This is a genomic window from Bacillus sp. AFS041924 (assembly GCF_002577195.1).
GTDB lineage: Bacteria > Bacillota > Bacilli > Bacillales > Bacillaceae_G > Gottfriedia.
Map to the genome: position 1 here is coordinate 22,812 of NZ_NULG01000010.1, position 21,297 is coordinate 44,108.

Sequence of the window (21,297 nt, forward strand, 5' to 3'; positions counted from 1 at the left end):
CGTTACAATAAAGTAATAAAATGTATTCGATTATTACGTAAATTCTGCAAATTATTGAAGAAATCATCTATAGCATGGGATGGGAGTGTGTGGTAAAAAATGTAAATTTTTATTAAAAATCATTAATAATTTGTTTGTTCGACAAATAAATTATGATCTACATTATATACTTAGCAGGTTGAATAAAAAATGAAAGCGTACATATTGAATATCAATTAAGTAGTCGAGGTGAAGGTAAAACAATGGGCTCAATTATTGAAGTTGAAAATCTTAAAAAGAGATATGGAGATTTTTATGCAGTAAATGGAATTAGTTTTGAAGTTGAAAAAGGTGAAGTTTTTGGTTTGCTTGGTCCGAACGGTGCCGGTAAATCTACAACGATGGAAATGCTTGTAGGGTTAAGAAAGCCTGATGAAGGAACTGCTACTATTGCAGGGCACAAGATCGGGAAAGAGTCAAATAAAATCAAACAAGAGATAGGTATACAACTTCAATCAACGTCATTATTTGAACTGTTAAAAGTAAAAGAAATCATAGAGATGTATGCAAGTTTCTATCCTAGTCACATCCCAATTCAGCCATTGATTGATGAGATGCTTTTATCCGAAAAACAAAATAGCCTTGTAAAAGGGCTATCTGGTGGACAAAAGCAGAGATTAGCAATTGCACTTGCATTAATTCATGACCCTCAAATCATTTTTCTAGATGAGCCAACGACAGGTCTTGATCCGCAGGCCCGTAGAACGTTGTGGGAAATCATTTTAAAACTAAAAGAACGTGGTAAAACAGTTGTTTTATCAACACATTATATGGATGAGGCCCATGTACTAGCTGATCGCATTGGTATTATGGATAAAGGAAAACTAATTGCATTGGATACACCAAATAATTTAGTTAGTTCTATTTCTGCAGAGAGTGCAATTGAGTTTAAAACGAAACTGCCAGAACAAGAAGATAAGTTTACCCATTTAGACAGTGTAATGAAAGTTGTTATAAATCATGATTTCGTAACAGTGTATACTCGTAACCTACAAGCCACACTAATGGCCTTACTTGAGTATACAAAAGAAGAGGATATGACAATTTCTGATTTATCAACAAGAACTGCGACTCTTGAGGATGTATTCCTACACATGACTGGAAGGGGGTTACGTGAGGAATGAAGGCTTATTATCAATTGACTTTAGCACAACTTCGGATTTATGTACGTAATCGTCAAGCACTAATTTGGACATTATTGTTTCCATTTTTCTTTATGATTATTTTTGGATTAATGTTTAGTGATGGAAATACTACTAGCTACTCGGTAAATTTAATTGATTATGATAACACTCAAGCGAGTAAACAGATTACTTCGATTTTAGATAAACAGAAGTCACTTAAAATTCATAAAAATACGAATGAATTAAAGTCTAGAAAATTATTATCCGATGGAAAAACTGACTTTGTCATTGTTATTAACAAAGAATTTCAAAATCAAGTCACATCCAAACAACAAACTGCTCCGGCACAATTAAAAGTGCTTTATAATGAAAGTAATTCAGCCCAACTACAAGGTGGAATTGCGACTATAACAGCAAATGTTGATGCTGCTAGTAAACAGATAGCAGGGTATACTCCAAAAATCGTTACAGACTTTAAAGGTGTAGCAGGAATTACACTTTCCTATTTAGACTTTTTAGTACCTGGAATTATTGCAATGCAAATCATGAATAATAATATGAATGGTGTTGCAGGCCAAATCGCTTCTTGGAGAGAACGAGGAGTTCTAAGACGAATGCAAGGCACTACACTAAAGGCATCAACATTTATTGCAGCGCAAATTACAGCAAGGTTAATATTGAATAGTTTACAAGCCATTTTAACCATTTTAATTGGTTATTTTGGGTTTGATGTCAGTATTCGAGGGTCGTTCCTATTAGTCGTATTATTAGTTGTATTAGGTACGTTAACATTTATGAGCATTGGATTTATTATAGCAAGTTTAGCGAAAAGTCCAGAAAGTGCAGGACCAATTGCTGGTTTCATTTCGTTCCCTCTTATGTTTTTAGGTGGAGTCTTTTTCCCTGTAAATAATATGCCCGAATATTTACAACCGATTATAAAGACAATTCCAATTACGCATTTATCGACCGCAATGCGAGATATTATGAATATCGGAGCATCATTTGGAGATTTACTTCCGGACTTCGGCTGGCTATGTGTCTGGATGGTTGTTAGCTTCTTAATCGCTGCACGTACATTTAGATGGGAGTAGTTATTGGAAAGGTAAATATGTGAATTGGTAGGCAAAAACAAAGAAAAATAGTTGGACAGAAAAGACTTTCTCTAAAATTAGCGAAAGTCTTTTTTTGAATAAATAAGTTTTTCTGAAATCCCGAACCCCCCGTTACAAGCCATTCAAAGAATAGTTCTGTACTTTTTTTTGCATACTATTGAAAAATTAAGATTAGGTGAGTTATAGGTGAGTTCCATTCTTGAGATTTATTTTCGTGATGTGAAACGGGTTGTAACGAATTGGGCCGCATTGATGATTATTATCGGTTTAATTATCATGCCGTCAATGTATGCGTGGTTTAATATAAAGTCCTCTTGGGATCCGTATGGAAATACGAAGGGCTTAAAGATTGCAATTGTAAATGAAGATAGTGGAGCTACTGTTTTAAATAATAAGATTAATATCGGAAACGAAGTAATTGGTTCTTTAAAAGAAAATCCTTCTTTAGGCTGGCAGTTTACAAGTGAGTCTGAAGCACATAAAGGTGTTAAACAAGGAAAATATTACGCTAGTATATTAATCCCGGATGATTTTTCAAAGAAAATTAGTACAGTTTTAACCGATCATCCTCAAAAGCCGGAGCTTATTTATCAAGTAAATGAAAAGCTGAACATTGTTGCACCGAAATATACGGAAAAAGGTGCAACTGGTATTGCAAGTGAGATCACAAAGAAATTTGAAAAGACCGTAAGTAAAGAAGTATTGCAGGAATTTAATAAAATAGGAATTGATTTGCAAGCGAATTTACCTGAAATAAAGAAATTTGAACAAATGGTTTTTAAGCTTGAAAAAGATTTACCTGAAATAAAGACGGATGTGAATATGGCCTTAAAAGACTATAGTGAAGTACAAAGCGTGATTCAAACTACTAAAAAAGATATTGAATTGATTAATCAGATCATTTCAAATGGTGAAAAATTAACAGTTAGTTTAAGTGGATTTTTTAATCTAGTAAATCAATCTATTCAGGATGCAACTCCGTTTGTTAAACAGACTCTTAACCTACTTCAAAATCAGTCTGCAGTTATTCAAAGTACCTTATCACGACTACAAAATCAAACTATTAGTCCAGATGAGTCGATTAGGCTATCGAATGAAATGGCTAAAATATTACCGAGCTCAATAAATACAGTTTCTTCTTTAAATGAAGTTCTTCAATCGTTTAATGGATTAGGCACTGCAGCAGATTTTAGTCAAGATGTTAGCATACTAAAAGAATTAGAAACAGATTTTGTGAACATTCAAAATGAGAACGCCCAATTAAAAAGTGGAATCCAAAACGGAAATAATGTATCGAAGGATTTACTTCAAAAAATGAATGAGAGTGCAGCAAATATAAATAACAGAATAACTAGTTTAAATCGTAATTTTGATCAAGATTTAGCACCAAAATTAAGTGAAGTTTCAAGTCTAATAAATGATTCAATAAAAAATAGTCAGACTGTATTGGCCGATGCGAAAACGAGTATACCTACTATAAAGGGTGTACTAGTGGATACATCAAATTTATTAGCAAATAAAAAAGGTGACATACAACAGTTGGTAAAGGAATTACCAATGATTGAAGCCAAAATAAAAAAAATAGCAAATGAGATTAGAAAAGCTGAAGAAAAAGGGAGTATTGAGGATTTGATTAATTTTCTTCGGACAGATATTGAAAAAGTAAGTGACTTTTATTCGAGTCCAATCGAATTAAAAAAGGAGCGAATGTTTCCAATTCCGAATTATGGTACTGGCATGACCCCTTTTTATACAACCTTGTCATTATGGGTAGGCGCATTATTAATGGTATCGTTATTAACTACAGAAATTCATGAAGAAAAGCCATACAAAAGTAGAGAAGTTTACTTTGGAAGACTAATGACCTTTATTTCAATTGGGGTATTACAGACATTAGTCGTGACTACTGGAAATTTCCTGATTCTAGGTACATATGCGGCAAGTAGAAGTTATTTTATCTTATTTGCACTATTAATTAGCATCGTATTTACGTTTATTGTTTACACGCTTGTTTCGGTTTTCGGAAATATTGGGAAGGGCATGAGCATCATCTTTTTGGTCCTTCAAATATCAGGAGCGGGAGGAGTTTATCCAATTCAAGTAACTCCAACATTTTTCCAAATAATCAACCCGTTTTTACCTTTTACATATGCATTAAGCTTACTTAGGGAGGCAACTGGTGGAATTGTATGGGAAACGATTCAACATGATCTTCCAACGCTAGTTCTGTTTGTAATTATTGCGATCATAGTGGGAGTAGTTTTTAAAGCGCCTATTAATAAGAGAGCAAGTAAAATAGTGGATTTATCTAAAAAGAGTAAACTCATTCATTAATAGCTTAACATAATTAATTCATATAAAAATCATTGAACTGTTTTGCCAAGTGCTATAACATAGATAAAAGTTATTATATTATAGCTTTTAGGAGAAGTAGGTGTTTTGTATGAAAATTTCAGTTGTTGTTTATTGCAATAACAATGGAGAAAATTTGGAAAAATTTCATGTTAATTTATCAAGTACAGTAAAATTACTTAAAGAAGATTATGAAATTATATATATAAATGACGGGAGTGACGATGACACACTATTAGCATTGCAAGTTATTGCGAATCATAGCAGTCATTTGAAATATATTTCATTTACTCGTCACTTCGGAAGAGAAGGGGCAATTTGTGCAGGACTTGAGCATGCAAAAGGTGACATAGTCATTCTAATGGATGGCAGTTTTGTACATCCACCGAACGTTATTTTAGAGATGATGGATGAATACAAAAAAGGTCATAATCATGTTGTCGCTTCAAAAAAATTAGAGAGTTCCGTTCTAAAAAAAGCAAAAAAAGGCTTTTTAGAGAAAGTCATTAAAAAATTCGTGGATCCTGATCTATTGCAAAACGAGTCGGACTTTCGCTTGTTAAGTAGAAAAGTTGTCAATGCTATTTTAAGTATGCCAGAATCAAATCGTTATTCAAAAGGTATTTTTAACTGGATTGGTTACAAAATAAAAACAATAGAGTACGAAATAACTTCAAGAATAATTAATAAGGAGTCAGAAGTAAAAAGACTAGATGCGATTAAAAAATCCATTGAGTATATATTATGTTTTAATACAAGGCCATTGAGGTTGTTAACAAAAGTTGGATTATTATTAATCGGCATCAGCCTTGTAATCTTTATTATGATGAGCTTTAAAGTGCTCTTTGTTGGCATTAGAATTCCTGGATTATATACAATTTCTAATTTCATTATGTTATTTGGCGGTGTTCAAATCTTAATGATTGGCGTATTAGGTGAATATTTAGGTAAAACATATTACGAAACGAAAAGAAGACCTCAATACATTGTTGAGGATTCAAGCTTTGATGAAGAGTAAATATCTATATAAGATAAATTTGGAAATTCGACAAGAATCTTGTCGAATTTCTTTTTTCGTTACATAATATTTAGAGATAGAATAATATTTTAGTGAAAACTTGGTGAATAATATGGGGAATATTTTTAAAGTTTTACCGGGGTTAATTTTTTGCCTTCTAATTGCACTTATTAGTCAAACACTTTCATATATATTGCCAGTTGGAGCAGCCACATTTTCAATATTAATCGGTTTAGTTGTCGGTAATACAGTACAGTTAAAGCCTTATTTTGAAGGTGGTAGAAAGTTTGCAGAAAGTAAATTACTAGAGTTCTCTATTTTTTTATTAGGAGCAACGATAAGCGTTCAAATGATTAGCATATTAGGACTGAAAGGAATTTTGTTAATCATAACACAGATGTGTTTAGTCATTATTTTTACAATTTGGACAGGTGAAAAATTAGGTTTTGGACTGAATTTTAGTTACTTAATGGCAAGTGGAAATGCAGTTTGTGGTTCATCAGCAATTGGCGCGACAGCTCCAGCTATCCATGCCACTCAAGAAGAAAAAGGACTGGCTGTGACACTTGTAAATATGATGGGAACAGTCTTAATGTTTGTTCTACCTGCCATTGCTTCTGTTTTATATCATTCGGAAACATTGTCGACTTCTGCATTGATTGGTAGTACATTACAATCGGTCGGACAGGTTGTTGCTAGTGGTAGTTTAGTAAACGATGAAGTAAAGAATTATGCTACATTATTTAAATTAATTCGAGTCGTTTTTTTAGTATTTGTAGTATTTAGTTTATCTAATATAAAGAAAAGACATTTAGCTGAGGATTCAACTGAAAAAGTTAAAATTCAATTTCCTTGGTATGTAATTGGATTTGTTATTCTGTGCATTCTTTATAGTTTAGGCGTATTACCAGGCTGGGCTGCAAATATGTCAAATAAAACTAGTCACTTATTTGAAATAATTGCACTTGCCGCAATTGGCTTAAACGTAAATCTAAAAATGATTATAAAGCAAGGAAAGTCACTATCTCTTTATGCATTAAGTATTGTCGGCTTTCAAATCACATTAGCGATTTTATTCATTCAAATAATCTATTAATAATCTCGTACAACGACAAGAAACAACAATTCATATCTATTTCTCGGGAAATTTCGTCAAGAAAGGTGGTCTTTTATTGCTTCAATTATCATCAGAGTGGAAAGAAAGATTAAATTCAGAGTTTGAAAAACAGTATTTTAAAGATTTATTGCAATTTCTTGAAGAAGAATATAAGGAGAAAATAATATACCCTGCCAAAGAGCATATATTTCAAGCTTTGAATGAATGTTCATATGAAGATTGTAAAGTAGTAATACTTGGACAAGATCCATATCATCAGCCAGGTCAAGCGCACGGGTTAAGCTTTTCGGTATTACCAGGAGTGAAAATCCCTCCTTCTTTAAGAAATATATATAAAGAATTAAATAGTGATTTAGGCGTAGAAGTACCAACGAGTGGATATTTAAATAATTGGGCAAAACAGGGGATTTTATTATTAAATACAGTTCTAACTGTTCGAGAAGGGGAGCCGAATTCACATAAGAACAAAGGCTGGGAACTATTCACAAATACAATCCTATCCATGTTGAATCAACACAAACGACCAATTATTTTTGTTTTATGGGGCAAGCATGCTCAAGCTAAAGAAGAATTAATTACGAGTGATCACCATGTCATATTAAAAGCTCATCATCCTAGCCCATTATCTGCTAGTAGAGGTTTCTTTGGAAGTAAGCCATTTTCTCAAATTAACCAAAAACTAGTAGAACATCAAATGAAGCCGATGGACTGGGCAGTAAAGTAGAAATTATTTATATGTTAAAAGAAGAGGTGTCCATTATTTAAGGACACCTCTCAGTGTGTAGACAGAGTCCCGAAAATTTGATTTTTTCTCTACACTTACTTATTATTCAAAATAAACTTCTCAACAACTTTAGCCACACCATCATCATTATTTGTAGCAGTGACATAATCTGCCTGTTGTTTAATTTCCTCAGGAGCATTCCCCATTGCTACTCCCAGTCCCGCAAATTTAATCATAGGTAAGTCGTTATAACCGTCTCCTACAGCTATTACTTCATCCTGACGAATTCCAAGAATTTGAATTAAGTGATTTAAACTCTTACCTTTATCTACTTCACTGTTCGTTAGTTCTAAAAAGAACGGCTTCGAACGCATAACACTAATTTTACCTTCAAGCTCTTTTTGAAGAATTTTTTCAACTTGAGCCAATTTTTCTGGATCCTCTAACATTAACAATTTCACTACGTCATTTTGAACATGCTCAGTAAAACTACTTACTTCTTTAATTGGCATACCCGTAAGTTGACCCTCAATATTAGTGTATTGATTTCCTTTTTCCGTAATAATATCATTCTCAACATATGTATGAACGAAAACATTATGCTTCTTACTAATCTCATAGAGCTCATGAGCTTGCTCTTTTGTTAGCGTACATTCGTAAACATTATTTTTTGTTCGATAATCAGTAATGATTCCTCCGTTAAATGATAGAACATAGCTACCATAATCATGTAATAATAGTTCCTCTGCTAACTTATGCATTGCAAAAGTTGGTCTACCAGAAGCTAACACCACTTTTACACCCATATCCTGGGCTTTGAGTAACGCTTCCTTCGTTTTTGGAGATATAATATACTGATCAGTTAAAAGTGTGTCATCGATATCTAATACAATCATTTTATAGTTCAAAATTTATTTCCTCCTAAAAATTAACTTTTTTAGTATACCACCATTCACTTAAAATAGTGCTTAATTTGGTTGGTATTCGCTTTCAGAAAAAAGCCATAGTATAATAGGTTTTATTGGATTGTGTTAAAAAAGTTTGGTGGTGATTTATCTGAATATTAGTGTAGAAAAAGTAATCCAGCAAATTGAAAATGAGTTACATAAGGCAAAAGCAAATACTCAAAAACCTGGACAATTTCGAGAAAGAATTGCAAGTATTAGATCTTTATGCGAGTTACTACTTGAAGACGAGAACAGTGTAGAGGTTCCAAAGAGTATTTTTACTAGTAGTATCGTTCAATCAATTCCAAGTCAACCAATTATATCTCAGCCAGCTGTTATGTCTAAATTGGATGATTCGGAACAAGGTGGATCATTATTAGATTTTTAAGATAAAGGGGGAGAAGAATTGAAAATATTTTTCTTATTAGGTAGTATTTTTGCATTTTTATCTATCGCATTAGGTGCCTTCGGAGCGCATGGACTTGAGGGGAAAATTTCCGAAAGATCGCTTGAAATTTGGCATAAAGCAGTTCAATATCAAATGTTTCAAACAGGCGGATTATTTATTATTGCATTTTTAATGGATAAATACGGTTCAGTAACTCAACTTACGTGGGCTGGATGGTTATCAGTAATAGGAATAATCTTATTCTCAGGAAGCTTGTACATATTAAGCGTATCTGGTATAAAAATCCTTGGAGCGATCACACCATTAGGTGGACTAGCATTTTTAGTTGCGTGGATTTTAGTAGGAATATCAGTCATGAAATAAAAAAAGTGTTCAATAAAAGTGCAATGATTGCACTATATTGAACACTTTTTTTTAAAGTTGATAAGGAAGAGCTATTTCTTCGTCAAATGTGATGTAATCTAAGTAAATTGTCAGTAATACGAAGGTTTTAGTTGTATTTACATCTCTGAGAACAATATGATCACGTCCTGCTCCCAGAATGTACCCGACGAATACTTGTTGTTGATGACCAGTGAAAGTCATATAAACCGTAGCAATTTTCCCACGATTAGCCCTAAGGATATTTTCTACATATGATTGTTCAAAAAGACCAGGTGAGGCTGTAACTTGACCTTGCTGGGTGATCATACCTCCTGATGGAGCTGCAAATCCTTGTCCCTGCCCGGCCTGTTGTCCTTGTCCTTGCCCCTGAGCAGGTTGTGTTGCACGATAAGTATTTTGATAGTACTCGAAAGGATTACTCAAAGAAAAAACCTCCTTAGTTTAATCATTTAAAAATCATAGACTTTAGGGCAATCTTTAGGAGTTGGTTGATAAAAGCAATGCGACTTATATCTTCCTGCTAATTTTTGGTTAAACCAAGTAGGTGGACACGATCCTGCTGGTTTGAAGAACCATAGGCCATATGTTGCTGGCCAAAAGCGCTGCCCTGCTATTACTTTTCTACATAGTTCAATATCTTGTTCACGAGCACGTTGATAAAAATATGATTTTTGAACAGCTTCGAATCCACCGGGACTCTGATAAACCATATCTTTTATACTTCTAAGATTTCTAAAATCTAAGCAATCACATAAAACCCTATTAACACACACATTTCCAACCATTAACATACCTTCTTTACCTTCGCCTTCAGCTTCAGCACGCATTAATCTTGCGAGTAAAGAAACCTCAGCCTCGGTATAACGAATTACAGCCATAAATAAGCCTCCTCATCCGAATTAAATATTCTACATTGATCTCATTGGTGATCGGAAAGCGAGGACTAATTAGTTCGTTCACTACTGTAACTATATTAAAATTGAAAGAAACATATGACATCTTTTCCAAAAGGAAAATAAAAAAACTTCTCAAAAAAGAGAAGTCTTTTAATTTATATACTATGACTGATAGTATATAGAGGATACACTTAAGTATTCAATTATACGTATAGATATTTCGTGAATGCGTCTTCTTTTAAGATCGTTCCAACGAAGAATGAACCAAACACTCCATAACGAGCACTTACTTCATCAAAGCGCATTTCATAGATTAACTTTTTGAATTGTAGCACGTCTTCAGAGAATAAAGTAACGCCCCATTCATAGTCATCAAATCCAACTGAACCAGTAATAATTTGTTTAACCTTACCAGCGTAACCACGACCAATTTTTCCGTGACTATACATCATTTCTTTACGAGCTCCTGAAGGAAGCATGTACCAATTATCTTCACCTTCACGCTTTTTATCCATTGGATAGAAGCATACGTATTGAGACTTTGGTAAAGCAGGGTAAAGTCTAGAGCGAACATGAGGATTTTGATATGGATCGCCATCTTCTTCGCTTAAGTAATTACTTAATTCAACTACAGAAACGTACGAATAAGTAGGAATCATAAATTGAGAAAGTGTTGTTTTGTTAATTTCTGTTTCAATATGTAATAACTCATCCATTGTAGGTCGTAAAACCATAAACATAATATCAGCTTTTTGACCTAAAATATTGTAAATAGCATGGCTACCTTCACCAGAATCAGCAACTTGATTCCATTTTGAGAATACTTGTTGGAATTCTGAAATAGCTAGTTGACGCTCATCACTGCTTAATTGTTTAAAAGCATGCCAATCCATACTTCTAAAATCATGTAAACAATACCATCCATCTAAAGTTTTTGCAGCTTCACTCATTTTAAATCCCCCAAACGTTATCGTATTGATTTTCATTTATATAGCATACTACAATTAAAAGTATTTTGTAAAAACATACAAAATTATACAATACCCAAATTTAGTTAGAAAATTAGGAATTAATTTACTTTAAATGATAGCGCTTTAATAAATGTATTATATTTTTCATTATTCTAAAAAGGTTTTATTCTAATTATGTACAAATAAAATAATTTTAAAGTTTTTGGAGGCTACTATGAGCAATTTATTTGAAAGTATTAAACAAAAAGTATCAGGTAAAGATATTTCGATTGTTTTACCAGAAGGTACAGATGAGAGAATTTTAACGGCAGCTGACAGACTAGCAAAAGAAGAAGTATTAAAACCGATTTTAATAGGTCATGTAGAAAGTATAAAGGAAAAAGCAAGTAGTTTAGGTTTAGAGCTTCAAGGTGTGGAAATTTTAGACCCATCTACTTATGCAGAAATGGACCAATTAGTAGCATCATTTGTTGAACGTCGTAAAGGAAAAGCAACAGAGGAGCAAGCACGTAAAGCATTACTAGATCCAAACTACTTTGGCACAATGTTAGTTTATGCTAACAAAGCCAATGGACTAGTTAGTGGTGCGACACATTCAACAGCAGACACAGTACGACCAGCTCTTCAAATCATTAAAACAAAACCAGGCGTAACAAAAACATCTGGTGTATTTATCATGGTTCGAGAAGATGAGAAATACGTATTCGCAGATTGCGCAATTAATATTGCCCCAAATAGCCAAGACTTAGCTGAAATCGCAATAGAGAGTGCAAAAACTGCAAAACTTTTTGATATTGAGCCTAAAATTGCCATGTTAAGCTTTTCAACTAAAGGTTCAGCAAAATCACCAGAAACTGAAAAAGTAGCTGAAGCAGTTAAAATTGCAAAAGAACTTGCGCCTGAATTAACTTTAGATGGTGAATTCCAATTCGATGCAGCATTTGTACCATCTGTAGCGAAAAGTAAAGCTCCTGGTTCAGTCATTCAAGGTGATGCTAATACATTCGTATTCCCAAGCTTAGAAGCAGGAAACATTGGTTACAAAATTGCTCAACGTTTAGGTAACTTTGAAGCAATCGGACCAATCCTACAAGGCTTAAATATGCCTGTTAATGACCTGTCACGTGGTTGTAACAGTGAAGATGTATATAAATTATCAATCATTACAGCGGCTCAGTCACTGTAATAGTATTGGTTTAAGATCATGAGAGAAACTGATGGGTGCTCAAAAGTCAAAGGACTTAAGAGCACCCATTTTTAGTTTGTTAGCATGGAAGTCGAACACTTTGTGAACTTTGCTTAATTAATGACGAAACTGGCTCAATTAATGTTGAAACCGGCTTAATTATTGTTAGATTCCGCTCAAATAATTCAGAAACCCACACAATTAGTGCAGAAACTCATTGAAATCATTTTTAGAAAGTAGCAATTAGTCCAGAATTTCGTAAAACAGAAGAGAACTGGCTAAATTTAAAGTAAAAAACAGAAAAAACCACAAATCTTTGTGGTTTTTCTAAATTATGATCCGATCATTAACATTCTTGCATAGAACTTAATTCTGAGTTTCGGTCAATCATTCTTTGTAAGTGGTAATTATATAAATCTATTTCATCACCTAATAAAGAGTTAGAAGTTAATTTAGGAGTTAGTTTAATTAGTGACTGCAGTAGTCTAGTCATTACATCTGTTAAAGAAAGATTTAATGATAGTAGTTCGGAAAGAGATGCCATTGTATCAGGAATAATCGTAGGATATTTAAATGTAGTTTCCTTGTGATCGATCGCAATTTCATAAAAATCTTTAATGATTGATGCTCGTTTTGAACCACTTTCGTTAATACATAAATATATTTGAACAGCGACCCCTTTACGTATGCGTCGTTGAGAGATACCCGCAAATTTCTTACCATCAATGCTTAAATCAAAATCTCCTGGACAATATGAACCAACAATTTCTTTTGCAACTATTTTATCTGTTAAATCTTTAAACATATCCTGAATAAGTGCATACATCGTTTCATAACCATCATTAATTTGAAGCTTACGTTCAGCTTCTGGAAATAGAATTGATATATTTAAAACACCTTCATCTAAAACTACTGCAAGTCCACCTGAATTTCGTACGATTGCTTTGTAGCCATGGTTATTAAGGAATTTTACACCATTTATTAAATTCGGTAATCTAGTATCTTGTATTCCTAAAACAATCGTATTATGGTGTACCCATGTTCGAATTGTTGCTGGAGACTCCATTTTCCCAATTTTTGTACATAATGTATCATCTATTGCAAATGATTGGATCGCCTCAAAGGATGGCCCTAAAGTTGAGCCGTCTATAAAACGTATTTCATCTTTTTGTAACCGATTCAAATGTTGATTCATTCAATAAGCCCCTTGCGTTTTGCGTTTGTCTTCCTATTTTAGCATGATTTAAGGTTAAATAAAAAAACTTCATATTTTGAATAATGAATATTGGTTGACAATAATTTAAAACCGACTTATAGTTAATATCGTAATGAAAATGATAATCGTTATCAGTAAGAAGACGTTGATAATGGTTGTAAAAGGAGATTCAAATGAAAAAACTAATATTACCATTTATCCTTATATTTGTAGTAATCATAAGTGCATGTAGTAATAATTCGGCTGATAAGAAGGCGAGTACTTCAAGTAAAGATGATCAACCTAAAACATTTACGTATCAATCAGAAACTGGACCTGTTGAAGTGCCATCACATCCTAAGCGTGTTATTTTGCTATCAGGTTTTACTGGTAATGTTATTTCGTTAGGAGTAAATGTTGTAGGTGTAGACGTTTGGTCAAAGAATAATCCAACTTTTAAGAAAGAGTTAAAAGATGTAGCAGAAGTTTCTGATGAAAATCTTGAAAAAATTATTGAATTAAAACCGGATTTAATTATTGGTTTATCTAATATTAAAAATATAGATAAACTAAAAGAGATTGCTCCAACAGTTACTTACACATGGGGTAAATTAGATTATTTAGCACAGCATGTAGAAATTGGTAAGCTTTTAAGCAAAGAGAAGGAAGCTCAAGCATGGGTTGATGACTTCAAGCAACGCGCGGAAAAAGCCGGAGATGAAATTCGTGCAAAAATTGGTCAAGACGCAACAGTTTCAGTATTTGAATCATATGATAAACAGCTTTATGTATTCGGTAATAACTGGGCTCGCGGAACGGAGATCTTATATCAAGCAATGAAGTTAAAAATGCCTGAAAAGGTAAAAGAAATGGCTCTAAAAGACGGATATTATACACTTTCTACAGAAGTGTTGCCACAATATGCAGGAGATTATGTTATTTTAAGTCAATATGCAGATGCGGATATTTCTTTCAAAAAAACTGATACATATAAATCAATTCCTGCAGTAAAAAATAATCATGTATATGAAATGCTAGGTAATGGTGCTTCATTTAGTGACCCAGTAACACTCGATAAACAGCTAGCATTCTTTAAAAAATCATTTTTAGGAAATTAATAGATTTTAGAGAATTTAGTGATCATAAAAATAGAGGAGCTAAACCTGTTATAAGATTTAGTTCCTCTATTTATTTACTGACTTTACTATTCAGCAATTTTTTCTAAATTTCCGTTCTTATCCATTCTAAAGGATGTTGCTGCTGGTTTCTCTTCCTCTTCAAACAATACTAATTTTCTAGCGCGGTTCATTATTTTCATCATTGTTTCATAGTCTTCTTGAACAGTAGTAGCATCTTTTTCAAGTTTTTCTACTTGTCTCTGTAACTGTGAATTTCGTTCTTGTAATTGCATTAATTCTCTTTTTAACTGGTCATTTTCGCGGACTAAACGATCGCTACCGACCTGACTAGTTGAAAGACCTTGTAAGAATTGGATTACGTCAAACATTGTGATTGTACTTTTTCTTGTGTTAACTGGAGAAGTCTGAGCTTGATATTGACTTTGTACTGAAGGAATACTTGAATAGATCTCAGTTTTTGGTTCCTCATCGTGCGAAGCTTCAACACTTGTTTCAATTTGATCATTAGTTTCTACAAATGATCCGAATTCTTGATTAAGTTCTACGCCATATTCCAAATCTTGCTCATCATTTAAATAACGATCAAAATTACTAGATACATCAGTTTGTATATAACTAGATTCAGAAGGTGTATATAATAATTTTTTCTTAGCGTCTTCACCTTTAGCGTGACGAAGCTTTTCTTTACGGAATTTTTTTGCTAATTGAAGTGCCTTTTCATAATTATAACGAACTACAGCATTCCAACGAAAACCACAAGCAGCAGAAGTACGTTCTAAAATATCGCCAACTTCTTCAAATGCATTTAATTGGGTACTTCCTTCACGTACATGGCGTAAAACTGTTTCCGCTAAAAGTAAATCATTCTCTTCAGTCCAAGCATCTTGTCTTAATTTCATCATAGAAATTTCCCCTCAACTTTCTTTATTCAATTAATTGCTTTAATTTCATAGCTGATTAATAGAAGTTTGGACAAAAAAATAGAAAACTATACAAAAAATAGAAAATAGTAGAATACTATTTGGAGTGATTAATTTGGAAAACTTGCATGTCCTTTTTGGAACGAGTAAAATTACTGCTGAGTATGTTCATTTTAGAACAGAAAGGATTGTAAAAAAATGTCAAACGAGTTTAGAATATGTGATGACTGCCAGGCGACAAATATTAAAACATTAGTCCCTCGCTTAAAAAGAATAGATGAAGAAGCAGAGATTAAAATTGGTTGTCAATCTTACTGTGGACCAGGACGAAAAAAATCATTCTGTTTCGTAAATAATCGTCCACTATCAGCACCAAGCGAAGATGATTTAATTTTAAAAGTAAAGTCAAAACTAGGTAAGAATTAACGCTCCTTCATCTTCAGGAGCGTTTTTTTGATATAATAGATTGAAGTGCTTTCGTAACTAGACACCATGTTATACAAATTTAAGTTTTTAGATCTGAGGAATAAGTGAGATTTAAAAAAAGTGAAATAGATAAGCGTCCTGTTCAGAAAGCAAAAACATTAGCATATAAAGAAATAGTGTACATATTGAAAGGGGGCCAACATATGTCATATCGTTTCCAAAAGCTTTATGAGGAAAAAGTATTTAAAGATCCAGTACATCGTTATATTCATGTGAGAGATCAAGTGATTTGGGATTTAATTGGGACTAAGGAATTTCAGAGACTACGTAGAATTAAACAGCTAGGTACTACATATCTTACTTTTCATGGAGCTGAGCATAGTCGATTTACCCATTCGCTTGGCGTTTATGAAATTATAAGGCGAATGGTAGATGATGTTTTTTCCGGTCGTCCTGAATGGAATGACGATGATCGTTTATTAGCTCTTTGTGCTGGACTTTTACATGATGTTGGTCATGGTCCTTTTTCACATACTTTTGAGAAAATCTTTAATTTAGATCATGAAGAATTAACGAGAGAAATTATAGAGGGTTCAACAGAAATTAATGAAATTTTAAAAAGAGTAGGGGATGACTTTCCTATGAAAGTTTCGGAAGTCATTGGGAAAACATCTAAAAATAAGTTAGTTACGAGTATGATTTCGAGTCAAATTGATGCTGATCGAATGGATTATCTTCTAAGAGATGCATACTACACTGGTGTAAGTTACGGTAATTTTGATATGGAACGTATTTTGAGAATTATGCGTCCCCGACCAGATGGTGTCGTTATTAAACAATCTGGTATGCATGCTGTTGAGCATTATTTAATTAGTCGATTCCAAATGTATTGGCAAGTCTATTTTCATCCTGTGTCTAGAAGTGCTGAAGCAATATTACAAAAAATATTACAAAGAGCTAAGTATTTGCATGAAACAGGTTATCATTTTAATTATGTACCAGTGCATTTTGGTCATTTATTTGAAGGAAAGATTGACTTAGAAGAATATATCAAGTTAGACGAATCAGTCCTTTTGTATTATTTCCAAGTATGGCAGGAGGAATCCGATCAAATTTTAAGTGATTTGTGTCAACGTTTCTTAAATCGAAATTTATTTCAATATGTAGATTTTGATACTCAAAACCATACTGAAAAGTTTGCCGAATTAAAAAAGCTTTTCTTAGAAATAGATATTGATTCGGAGTACTATTTAGTGATTGATACAATTTCAGACGAAGCCTATGATTATTTTAGATACGGTGAGGAAGATGGGAAGAAACCGATTTTACTATTACAAACGAACGGTGATTTAAAAGAGATCTCTCGTAAATCAGAGCTAGTGGATGGAATAACTGGTAAGGAGCTATTCGATTCTAAGCTATATTTTCCTTATGATTTAATCTATAAAAATCCAGATGATAAGAAAAAGAAAGTAATCGAAATGATTGAAGAAATTGCTGGGGCTAAAAGAAGATAAAAACAGTAAACGAAAGTTACTCCCGTTTACTGTTAATGTATGTATGAAATTCTATTCGTCACTAAGGCGTTTTCCTGCAACTGCGTAATGATTTTTTGTCATTTCTTCAATGAAAACAACAATCTTTTCAGTTGGAGCACCTGTTGTTTCACTTACAGCTGAAGTAACTTTTTCGACTAAAGCTTTCTTTTGTTCATCAGTGCGACCTTCTAGCATTTTTACAGTAACGTATGGCATAATATGACCTCCTTAGATTTATCATTTTTATTATAACTCAGGAAGTCAGAATAATAACGATTAAATCAATTAACATTGAAGAAATCATAAAGAATAATTTAAACTGTTTATAATATAACGTTTAGTTACACAAAACAGCTATTTCTCGAGAGGAGCAAATAATGGGAGCATTTTTTCAATATCCACTAAAAGATATACCATTAATATTACTAGTTGTCGCAATTTCGTTATCAGTTCACGAATTTGCACACGCATATGTAGCTTATAAATTTGGAGATGACACAGCTAAGAGACAAGGCCGATTAACTCTTTCGCCATTTAAACATTTAGATATTTTCGGAACAATTGCTATCATTATTTTAGGGTTTGGTTGGGCAAGACCTGTTCCAGTAAATCGCCATAACTTTAAAAATCCTAGATTAGCAGGGATCCTAACAACCGCAGCGGGTCCGATTAGTAACTTAATACTAGCAACACTTGGTTTAATTGTTTACTTACTATTAATAAAGTATGGTTTCTTCCATTCTTTCTCACAAGCTTTATCAATTACTCTAGATTCTTTCTTTAGTATCTTCATTCAAATGAATATTGTATTATTTGTGTTTAACTTAATTCCTCTTCCACCATTAGATGGATATCGAATTCTAGAAGATTTAGCGCCAAATGATATTCGTGCAAAAATGTCACAATATGAGCAATATGGTGCATTTGTATTCTTAATATTAGTATTAACTCCATTAGATAACTATACAATACAACCGATTTTCCAGGTTGCTATACCTTCAGTTTTTCACTGGATTAATTCAATTGTTACACCATTAATTATGTAATTTACTATTAGGAGGTACACAATGTCTGAACAACCAAAAAAGAAGTCAATGGGATTTAATATATTAAAAAATGATTCAACGAGCGGACATGGCGGATTTGGTGTTGGAGCAATTAGTTTAGAAAATATTTCACCAGTCTTTATTGATATTCAAGAGAATGATGTTTTTGTAGACATCGGTGCAATGCACGCGAGAAGTTCAGTGGAAAAAGGGATTAAATTCTTAACAAATGAGGATGAAGTTCCTAATGGAAAACCGTATTGGTTAGTGTGGGTAGCAACTGAGAGAACTGAAAGTGGTCCTTATTACGCTGGAGTAACTGGTTGCTACATGACAGTTGATCGAGAAGCTAGAAGGGGATATAAACTTCTTCCTGACCATGTAAATAAAATGGATAAAGCAATGAAACGAAAACTAATGGTTGATCATATGGATGAAAAATCTCGTAAATTGTTAGCTAATTTTCTAAAATTGCACAATGAAGAGATGTGGAATAATTCATCTGATCAATTAAAAACCGAACTTTTAGGATAATACATTTTTTATGGAAAATTATATAAAAAAATTGAAGAAATCGTCGAATAATCTTTTTACATTTTTGACCAAATAAAGTAAACTAATATTAGCTTGGACAAAGCTAGGACTAGGACAAACAAGAGACCTTACCAATTTGGTGAGGTCTTTTGTTTTTATGGTAAATATTGTGAATACCAAGGTTTATTATCCTTATTTTCTTTTTTATGTTTTTTCGTTATTTTTTTATTTATACAAGGTTTTGTCGGCTGTGTACCTTTGACAAAATATAGTGAAACTTTTTCACCGCATCCTTCTTTATATAAAAGGCCGGTCTTTTCATCTATTGCGATTTTAACTAGGTCATTAGGTAGTTTTGAATCTAGTTTTTTATCTGATAGATTTGTAATAACTGATGCCCAAACTTTTTTTGCTAGTGTGCTTTCTTCAGCAGATAAATCTTTTGAGTGATCATATCCAACCCACACCCCAACAACAAGACTTGAATGGAATCCAATCATCCAGCTGTCCGTTTTCGTAGTACCAGTTTTTCCAAAATAATCCTTAGAAAGTTCAGGGATAATACTAGTACCTGTTACAGGTAAGTAACTAGTAAAGTTCGTATTAAACATTCCATTCATTAGTTGTTTAAGAATCACAGTTTGATCTTTTTCTAATCGCTGTTTTTGATCAAACTTTTCATGATAGAGCGTTTTTCCAGATTGTGTTTTAATCTCTCTTACAAAATGAGGAAAAACTTCTTTCCCATTATTTGCAATTAAGGCATAAGCTCTTGTCATATCGAGCAATGAAGCCTCTTGTGTACCGAGTGCCATTGATGGGAGATGATCATTTGGCGTTGGTAAATGGAATAACTTCTGGGCTTTTATAAATTCGTCGGTACCAATTGCCTGTTGAGTTTTTACTGCGTATATATTATCTGAAACAGCAATTGCTTTTGCTAAAGTAATCGAATCGTGTGCATATAGATTCCCACTATTTTGGGGACTATATGAATCTCCGTTTTCAAAATGAAATACAGTAGGTTTGCTTTGAAGCCTTGTCGATGGAGTATATCCATTTTCAAGTGCACTGTAATACAAAATGGGCTTTATTGTACTTCCGACCTGTCTTTTTGAGGCAATTGCACGATTAAATAAAAACTGACCTTTCTCACGTCCACCAATCATACCTAGTACTTCTCCAGATTGGCTATCTAATACAATTATACTAGCCTGCAATTTTGGTATTGGTGAAATATATTTATTAAATGCTTGATCAATTTGCTTTTGTATTTTTGGATTAAATGTTGTATAAATCTGGCTACCATTATTATTGATGGACTGTCCAATGGAAGCTGTAATCTCTTTTTGAACACTTTGTTGAAAATAGGACGAAAATGAAGAATTTGAAGCATGTGTAATCGGCTTTAACTTAATTGACTCGTTAATTGCATTTTTTACGCTTTTTGAATTGATTAATTTATTTCGTTCAAGCGCAGTTAAAATACGCTGCTGTCTTTTCTTTACTGATGAGAAATGGACGTAAGGATCATATATAGTGGGATTAGCTGGAATACTTAATAAAAATGTAGCTTCTCCAATTGTAAGCTGGTTTGTCTCTTTTCCTAAGAAGGTATTCGCTGCGGTTTCGAGACCGTAAATACCATGTCCAAAATAAATAGTATTTAAATAGGCCTCTAATAGTTTCTTTTTACTATAAGAGGATTCTAGCTTCATTGTTAAATAAGCTTCTTTTATTTTACGACTGAGCGTTTTTTCTTGTGAAAGATATAAATTTTTTGCGAGTTGTTGAGTGATTGTACTTGCACCTTGAGCATAATGTCCCTTCGTTAAATTAATTAAAATCGCTGAACCAAGCCTTTTTAAGTCGAAACCGTGATGATGAAAGAAATTACGATCCTCAGAAACCAAAACACTATTAATCGCAATTGGCGGTACATCTGCAATTTGAAGTGTTTTTCGATTTTGAAGTAGCTTAGTTTTACTAATTAATTTTTTATGATGATCATAATAGCTTGAATTTGACTGAACAAATAATGAAGGTTTTGTAGATGAGATTGCTACAATATAGATGCAAGATAAAAATAAAGTGCCTGAAATTGAAATAATAGTAAGTAAAATGCCTACCTTTTGAAGGGTGCGCCAATGAAAAGAGTAGTTGATATGATACAAAAAGAATCCTCCCCTCGACCAGTTTCTCTATTTTAATAATAGT

Annotated in this window: 22 protein-coding genes; 14 read left to right on the top strand and 8 right to left on the bottom strand. The window is 33.0% G+C overall.

The window, feature by feature from the left end; genetic code table 11:
• The first annotated feature begins 242 nt into the window (after nt 1-242).
• From COC46_RS03675 to COC46_RS03700, 6 genes are all read left to right on the top strand, one after another.
• Nucleotides 243-1,163, top strand: a complete 921-nt coding sequence (locus tag COC46_RS03675) for an ABC transporter ATP-binding protein (protein ID WP_098808404.1) — start codon at nt 243-245, stop codon at nt 1,161-1,163.
• Complete coding sequence (locus COC46_RS03680) at nt 1,160-2,257, top strand: ABC transporter permease (protein WP_098808405.1); 1,098 nt, start codon at nt 1,160-1,162, stop codon at nt 2,255-2,257. The genes COC46_RS03675 and COC46_RS03680 overlap by 4 nt, the downstream gene beginning before the upstream one ends.
• A gap of 207 nt (nt 2,258-2,464) precedes the next feature.
• Nucleotides 2,465-4,612 (top strand): YhgE/Pip domain-containing protein, encoded by a 2,148-nt coding sequence (locus tag COC46_RS03685; RefSeq protein WP_098808406.1) that lies wholly within the window; start codon nt 2,465-2,467, stop codon nt 4,610-4,612.
• Nucleotides 4,613-4,721: 109 nt separating this feature from the next.
• On the top strand, nt 4,722-5,648 hold the full coding sequence (locus tag COC46_RS03690; RefSeq protein WP_098808407.1) for a glycosyltransferase family 2 protein: 927 nt from the start codon (nt 4,722-4,724) through the stop codon (nt 5,646-5,648).
• A 112-nt stretch (nt 5,649-5,760) separates the two neighbouring features.
• Complete coding sequence (locus COC46_RS03695) at nt 5,761-6,744, top strand: YeiH family protein (RefSeq protein WP_098808408.1); 984 nt, start codon at nt 5,761-5,763, stop codon at nt 6,742-6,744.
• Nucleotides 6,745-6,820: 76 nt separating this feature from the next.
• Nucleotides 6,821-7,489 carry a uracil-DNA glycosylase gene (locus tag COC46_RS03700; RefSeq protein WP_098808409.1) on the top strand — a complete coding sequence of 223 codons (669 nt, stop codon included), beginning with the start codon at nt 6,821-6,823 and terminating at the stop codon, nt 7,487-7,489.
• Between the two features lie 95 nt (nt 7,490-7,584).
• On the opposite strand, the gene COC46_RS03705 is transcribed toward COC46_RS03700, so the two are convergent.
• On the bottom strand, nt 7,585-8,397 hold the full coding sequence (locus COC46_RS03705; protein WP_098808410.1) for a Cof-type HAD-IIB family hydrolase: 813 nt from the start codon (nt 8,395-8,397) through the stop codon (nt 7,585-7,587).
• Between the two features lie 139 nt (nt 8,398-8,536).
• Between COC46_RS03705 and COC46_RS03710 the strand changes: the two genes are divergently transcribed.
• On the top strand, nt 8,537-8,824 hold the full coding sequence (locus COC46_RS03710) for a YwdI family protein (RefSeq protein WP_098808411.1): 288 nt from the start codon (nt 8,537-8,539) through the stop codon (nt 8,822-8,824).
• 18 nt (nt 8,825-8,842) lie between these two features.
• Nucleotides 8,843-9,208 carry a DUF423 domain-containing protein gene (locus tag COC46_RS03715; RefSeq protein ID WP_098808412.1) on the top strand — a complete coding sequence of 122 codons (366 nt, stop codon included), beginning with the start codon at nt 8,843-8,845 and terminating at the stop codon, nt 9,206-9,208.
• 51 nt (nt 9,209-9,259) lie between these two features.
• On the opposite strand, the gene gerQ is transcribed toward COC46_RS03715, so the two are convergent.
• The 3 genes from gerQ to hemQ all read right to left on the bottom strand — a co-directional run bounded on the left by gerQ (nt 9,260) and on the right by hemQ (nt 11,075).
• Nucleotides 9,260-9,652 carry a spore coat protein GerQ gene (gene gerQ, locus COC46_RS03720; protein ID WP_255294801.1) on the bottom strand — a complete coding sequence of 131 codons (393 nt, stop codon included), beginning with the start codon at nt 9,650-9,652 and terminating at the stop codon, nt 9,260-9,262.
• 26 nt (nt 9,653-9,678) lie between these two features.
• Nucleotides 9,679-10,107, bottom strand: coding sequence for a cell wall hydrolase (locus COC46_RS03725; RefSeq protein ID WP_098808413.1), 429 nt, complete (start codon nt 10,105-10,107; stop codon nt 9,679-9,681).
• Nucleotides 10,108-10,328: 221 nt separating this feature from the next.
• A complete protein-coding gene (gene hemQ, locus COC46_RS03730) occupies nt 10,329-11,075 on the bottom strand; it encodes a hydrogen peroxide-dependent heme synthase (protein ID WP_098808414.1) in 747 nt (248 codons plus the stop codon).
• 235 nt (nt 11,076-11,310) lie between these two features.
• On the opposite strand from hemQ, the gene pta reads away from it, so the two are divergent.
• Complete coding sequence (pta, locus tag COC46_RS03735) at nt 11,311-12,282, top strand: phosphate acetyltransferase (protein WP_098808415.1); 972 nt, start codon at nt 11,311-11,313, stop codon at nt 12,280-12,282.
• Nucleotides 12,283-12,628: 346 nt separating this feature from the next.
• On the opposite strand, the gene lipL is transcribed toward pta, so the two are convergent.
• Nucleotides 12,629-13,477 carry an octanoyl-[GcvH]:protein N-octanoyltransferase gene (lipL, locus tag COC46_RS03740; protein ID WP_098808416.1) on the bottom strand — a complete coding sequence of 283 codons (849 nt, stop codon included), beginning with the start codon at nt 13,475-13,477 and terminating at the stop codon, nt 12,629-12,631.
• 194 nt (nt 13,478-13,671) lie between these two features.
• Here lipL and COC46_RS03745 point away from each other — a divergent pair, with 194 nt between their 5' ends.
• On the top strand, nt 13,672-14,595 hold the full coding sequence (locus tag COC46_RS03745) for an iron-hydroxamate ABC transporter substrate-binding protein (RefSeq protein ID WP_098808417.1): 924 nt from the start codon (nt 13,672-13,674) through the stop codon (nt 14,593-14,595).
• An 86-nt stretch (nt 14,596-14,681) separates the two neighbouring features.
• On the opposite strand, the gene COC46_RS03750 is transcribed toward COC46_RS03745, so the two are convergent.
• Nucleotides 14,682-15,515: an RsfA family transcriptional regulator gene (locus tag COC46_RS03750; protein WP_098808447.1), complete on the bottom strand. Its 834-nt coding sequence runs from the start codon at nt 15,513-15,515 to the stop codon at nt 14,682-14,684.
• A 219-nt stretch (nt 15,516-15,734) separates the two neighbouring features.
• Between COC46_RS03750 and COC46_RS03755 the strand changes: the two genes are divergently transcribed.
• Both COC46_RS03755 and COC46_RS03760 read left to right on the top strand, forming a co-directional pair.
• On the top strand, nt 15,735-15,962 hold the full coding sequence (locus COC46_RS03755) for a YuzB family protein (protein WP_098808418.1): 228 nt from the start codon (nt 15,735-15,737) through the stop codon (nt 15,960-15,962).
• Between the two features lie 203 nt (nt 15,963-16,165).
• Nucleotides 16,166-17,479, top strand: coding sequence for an HD domain-containing protein (locus COC46_RS03760; RefSeq protein ID WP_098808419.1), 1,314 nt, complete (start codon nt 16,166-16,168; stop codon nt 17,477-17,479).
• A 51-nt stretch (nt 17,480-17,530) separates the two neighbouring features.
• Here the strand turns inward: COC46_RS03760 and COC46_RS03765 are convergent, their stop codons facing one another.
• Nucleotides 17,531-17,716, bottom strand: a complete 186-nt coding sequence (locus COC46_RS03765) for a 2-hydroxymuconate tautomerase (RefSeq protein WP_088012578.1) — start codon at nt 17,714-17,716, stop codon at nt 17,531-17,533.
• Between the two features lie 161 nt (nt 17,717-17,877).
• Here COC46_RS03765 and COC46_RS03770 point away from each other — a divergent pair, with 161 nt between their 5' ends.
• Together COC46_RS03770 and COC46_RS03775 are read left to right on the top strand one after the other, a co-directional pair.
• Complete coding sequence (locus COC46_RS03770) at nt 17,878-18,546, top strand: site-2 protease family protein (protein ID WP_098808420.1); 669 nt, start codon at nt 17,878-17,880, stop codon at nt 18,544-18,546.
• Between the two features lie 21 nt (nt 18,547-18,567).
• Entirely contained in the window at nt 18,568-19,080 is a 513-nt protein-coding gene (locus tag COC46_RS03775; protein ID WP_098808421.1) for a YwhD family protein, read from the top strand.
• A gap of 155 nt (nt 19,081-19,235) precedes the next feature.
• On the opposite strand, the gene COC46_RS03780 is transcribed toward COC46_RS03775, so the two are convergent.
• Complete coding sequence (locus tag COC46_RS03780) at nt 19,236-21,254, bottom strand: transglycosylase domain-containing protein (RefSeq protein ID WP_098808422.1); 2,019 nt, start codon at nt 21,252-21,254, stop codon at nt 19,236-19,238.
• Nucleotides 21,255-21,297: the final 43 nt, after the last annotated feature.

Bases quoted from the DNA above. Each gene is read 5' to 3' on its own strand.
- COC46_RS03675 (WP_098808404.1), top strand. From the start codon at position 243: ATGGGCTCAATTATTGAAGTTGAAAATCTTAAAAAGAGATATGGAGAT.
- COC46_RS03680 (WP_098808405.1), top strand. From the start codon at position 1,160: ATGAAGGCTTATTATCAATTGACTTTAGCACAACTTCGGATTTATGTA.
- COC46_RS03690 (WP_098808407.1), top strand. From the start codon at position 4,722: ATGAAAATTTCAGTTGTTGTTTATTGCAATAACAATGGAGAAAATTTG.
- COC46_RS03695 (WP_098808408.1), top strand. From the start codon at position 5,761: ATGGGGAATATTTTTAAAGTTTTACCGGGGTTAATTTTTTGCCTTCTA.
- COC46_RS03725 (WP_098808413.1), bottom strand. From the start codon at position 10,107: ATGGCTGTAATTCGTTATACCGAGGCTGAGGTTTCTTTACTCGCAAGA.
- hemQ (WP_098808414.1), bottom strand. From the start codon at position 11,075: ATGAGTGAAGCTGCAAAAACTTTAGATGGATGGTATTGTTTACATGAT.
- pta (WP_098808415.1), top strand. From the start codon at position 11,311: ATGAGCAATTTATTTGAAAGTATTAAACAAAAAGTATCAGGTAAAGAT.
- lipL (WP_098808416.1), bottom strand. From the start codon at position 13,477: ATGAATCAACATTTGAATCGGTTACAAAAAGATGAAATACGTTTTATA.
- COC46_RS03745 (WP_098808417.1), top strand. From the start codon at position 13,672: ATGAAAAAACTAATATTACCATTTATCCTTATATTTGTAGTAATCATA.
- COC46_RS03750 (WP_098808447.1), bottom strand. From the start codon at position 15,515: ATGAAATTAAGACAAGATGCTTGGACTGAAGAGAATGATTTACTTTTA.
- COC46_RS03755 (WP_098808418.1), top strand. From the start codon at position 15,735: ATGTCAAACGAGTTTAGAATATGTGATGACTGCCAGGCGACAAATATT.
- COC46_RS03760 (WP_098808419.1), top strand. From the start codon at position 16,166: ATGTCATATCGTTTCCAAAAGCTTTATGAGGAAAAAGTATTTAAAGAT.
- COC46_RS03765 (WP_088012578.1), bottom strand. From the start codon at position 17,716: ATGCCATACGTTACTGTAAAAATGCTAGAAGGTCGCACTGATGAACAA.
- COC46_RS03770 (WP_098808420.1), top strand. From the start codon at position 17,878: ATGGGAGCATTTTTTCAATATCCACTAAAAGATATACCATTAATATTA.
- COC46_RS03775 (WP_098808421.1), top strand. From the start codon at position 18,568: ATGTCTGAACAACCAAAAAAGAAGTCAATGGGATTTAATATATTAAAA.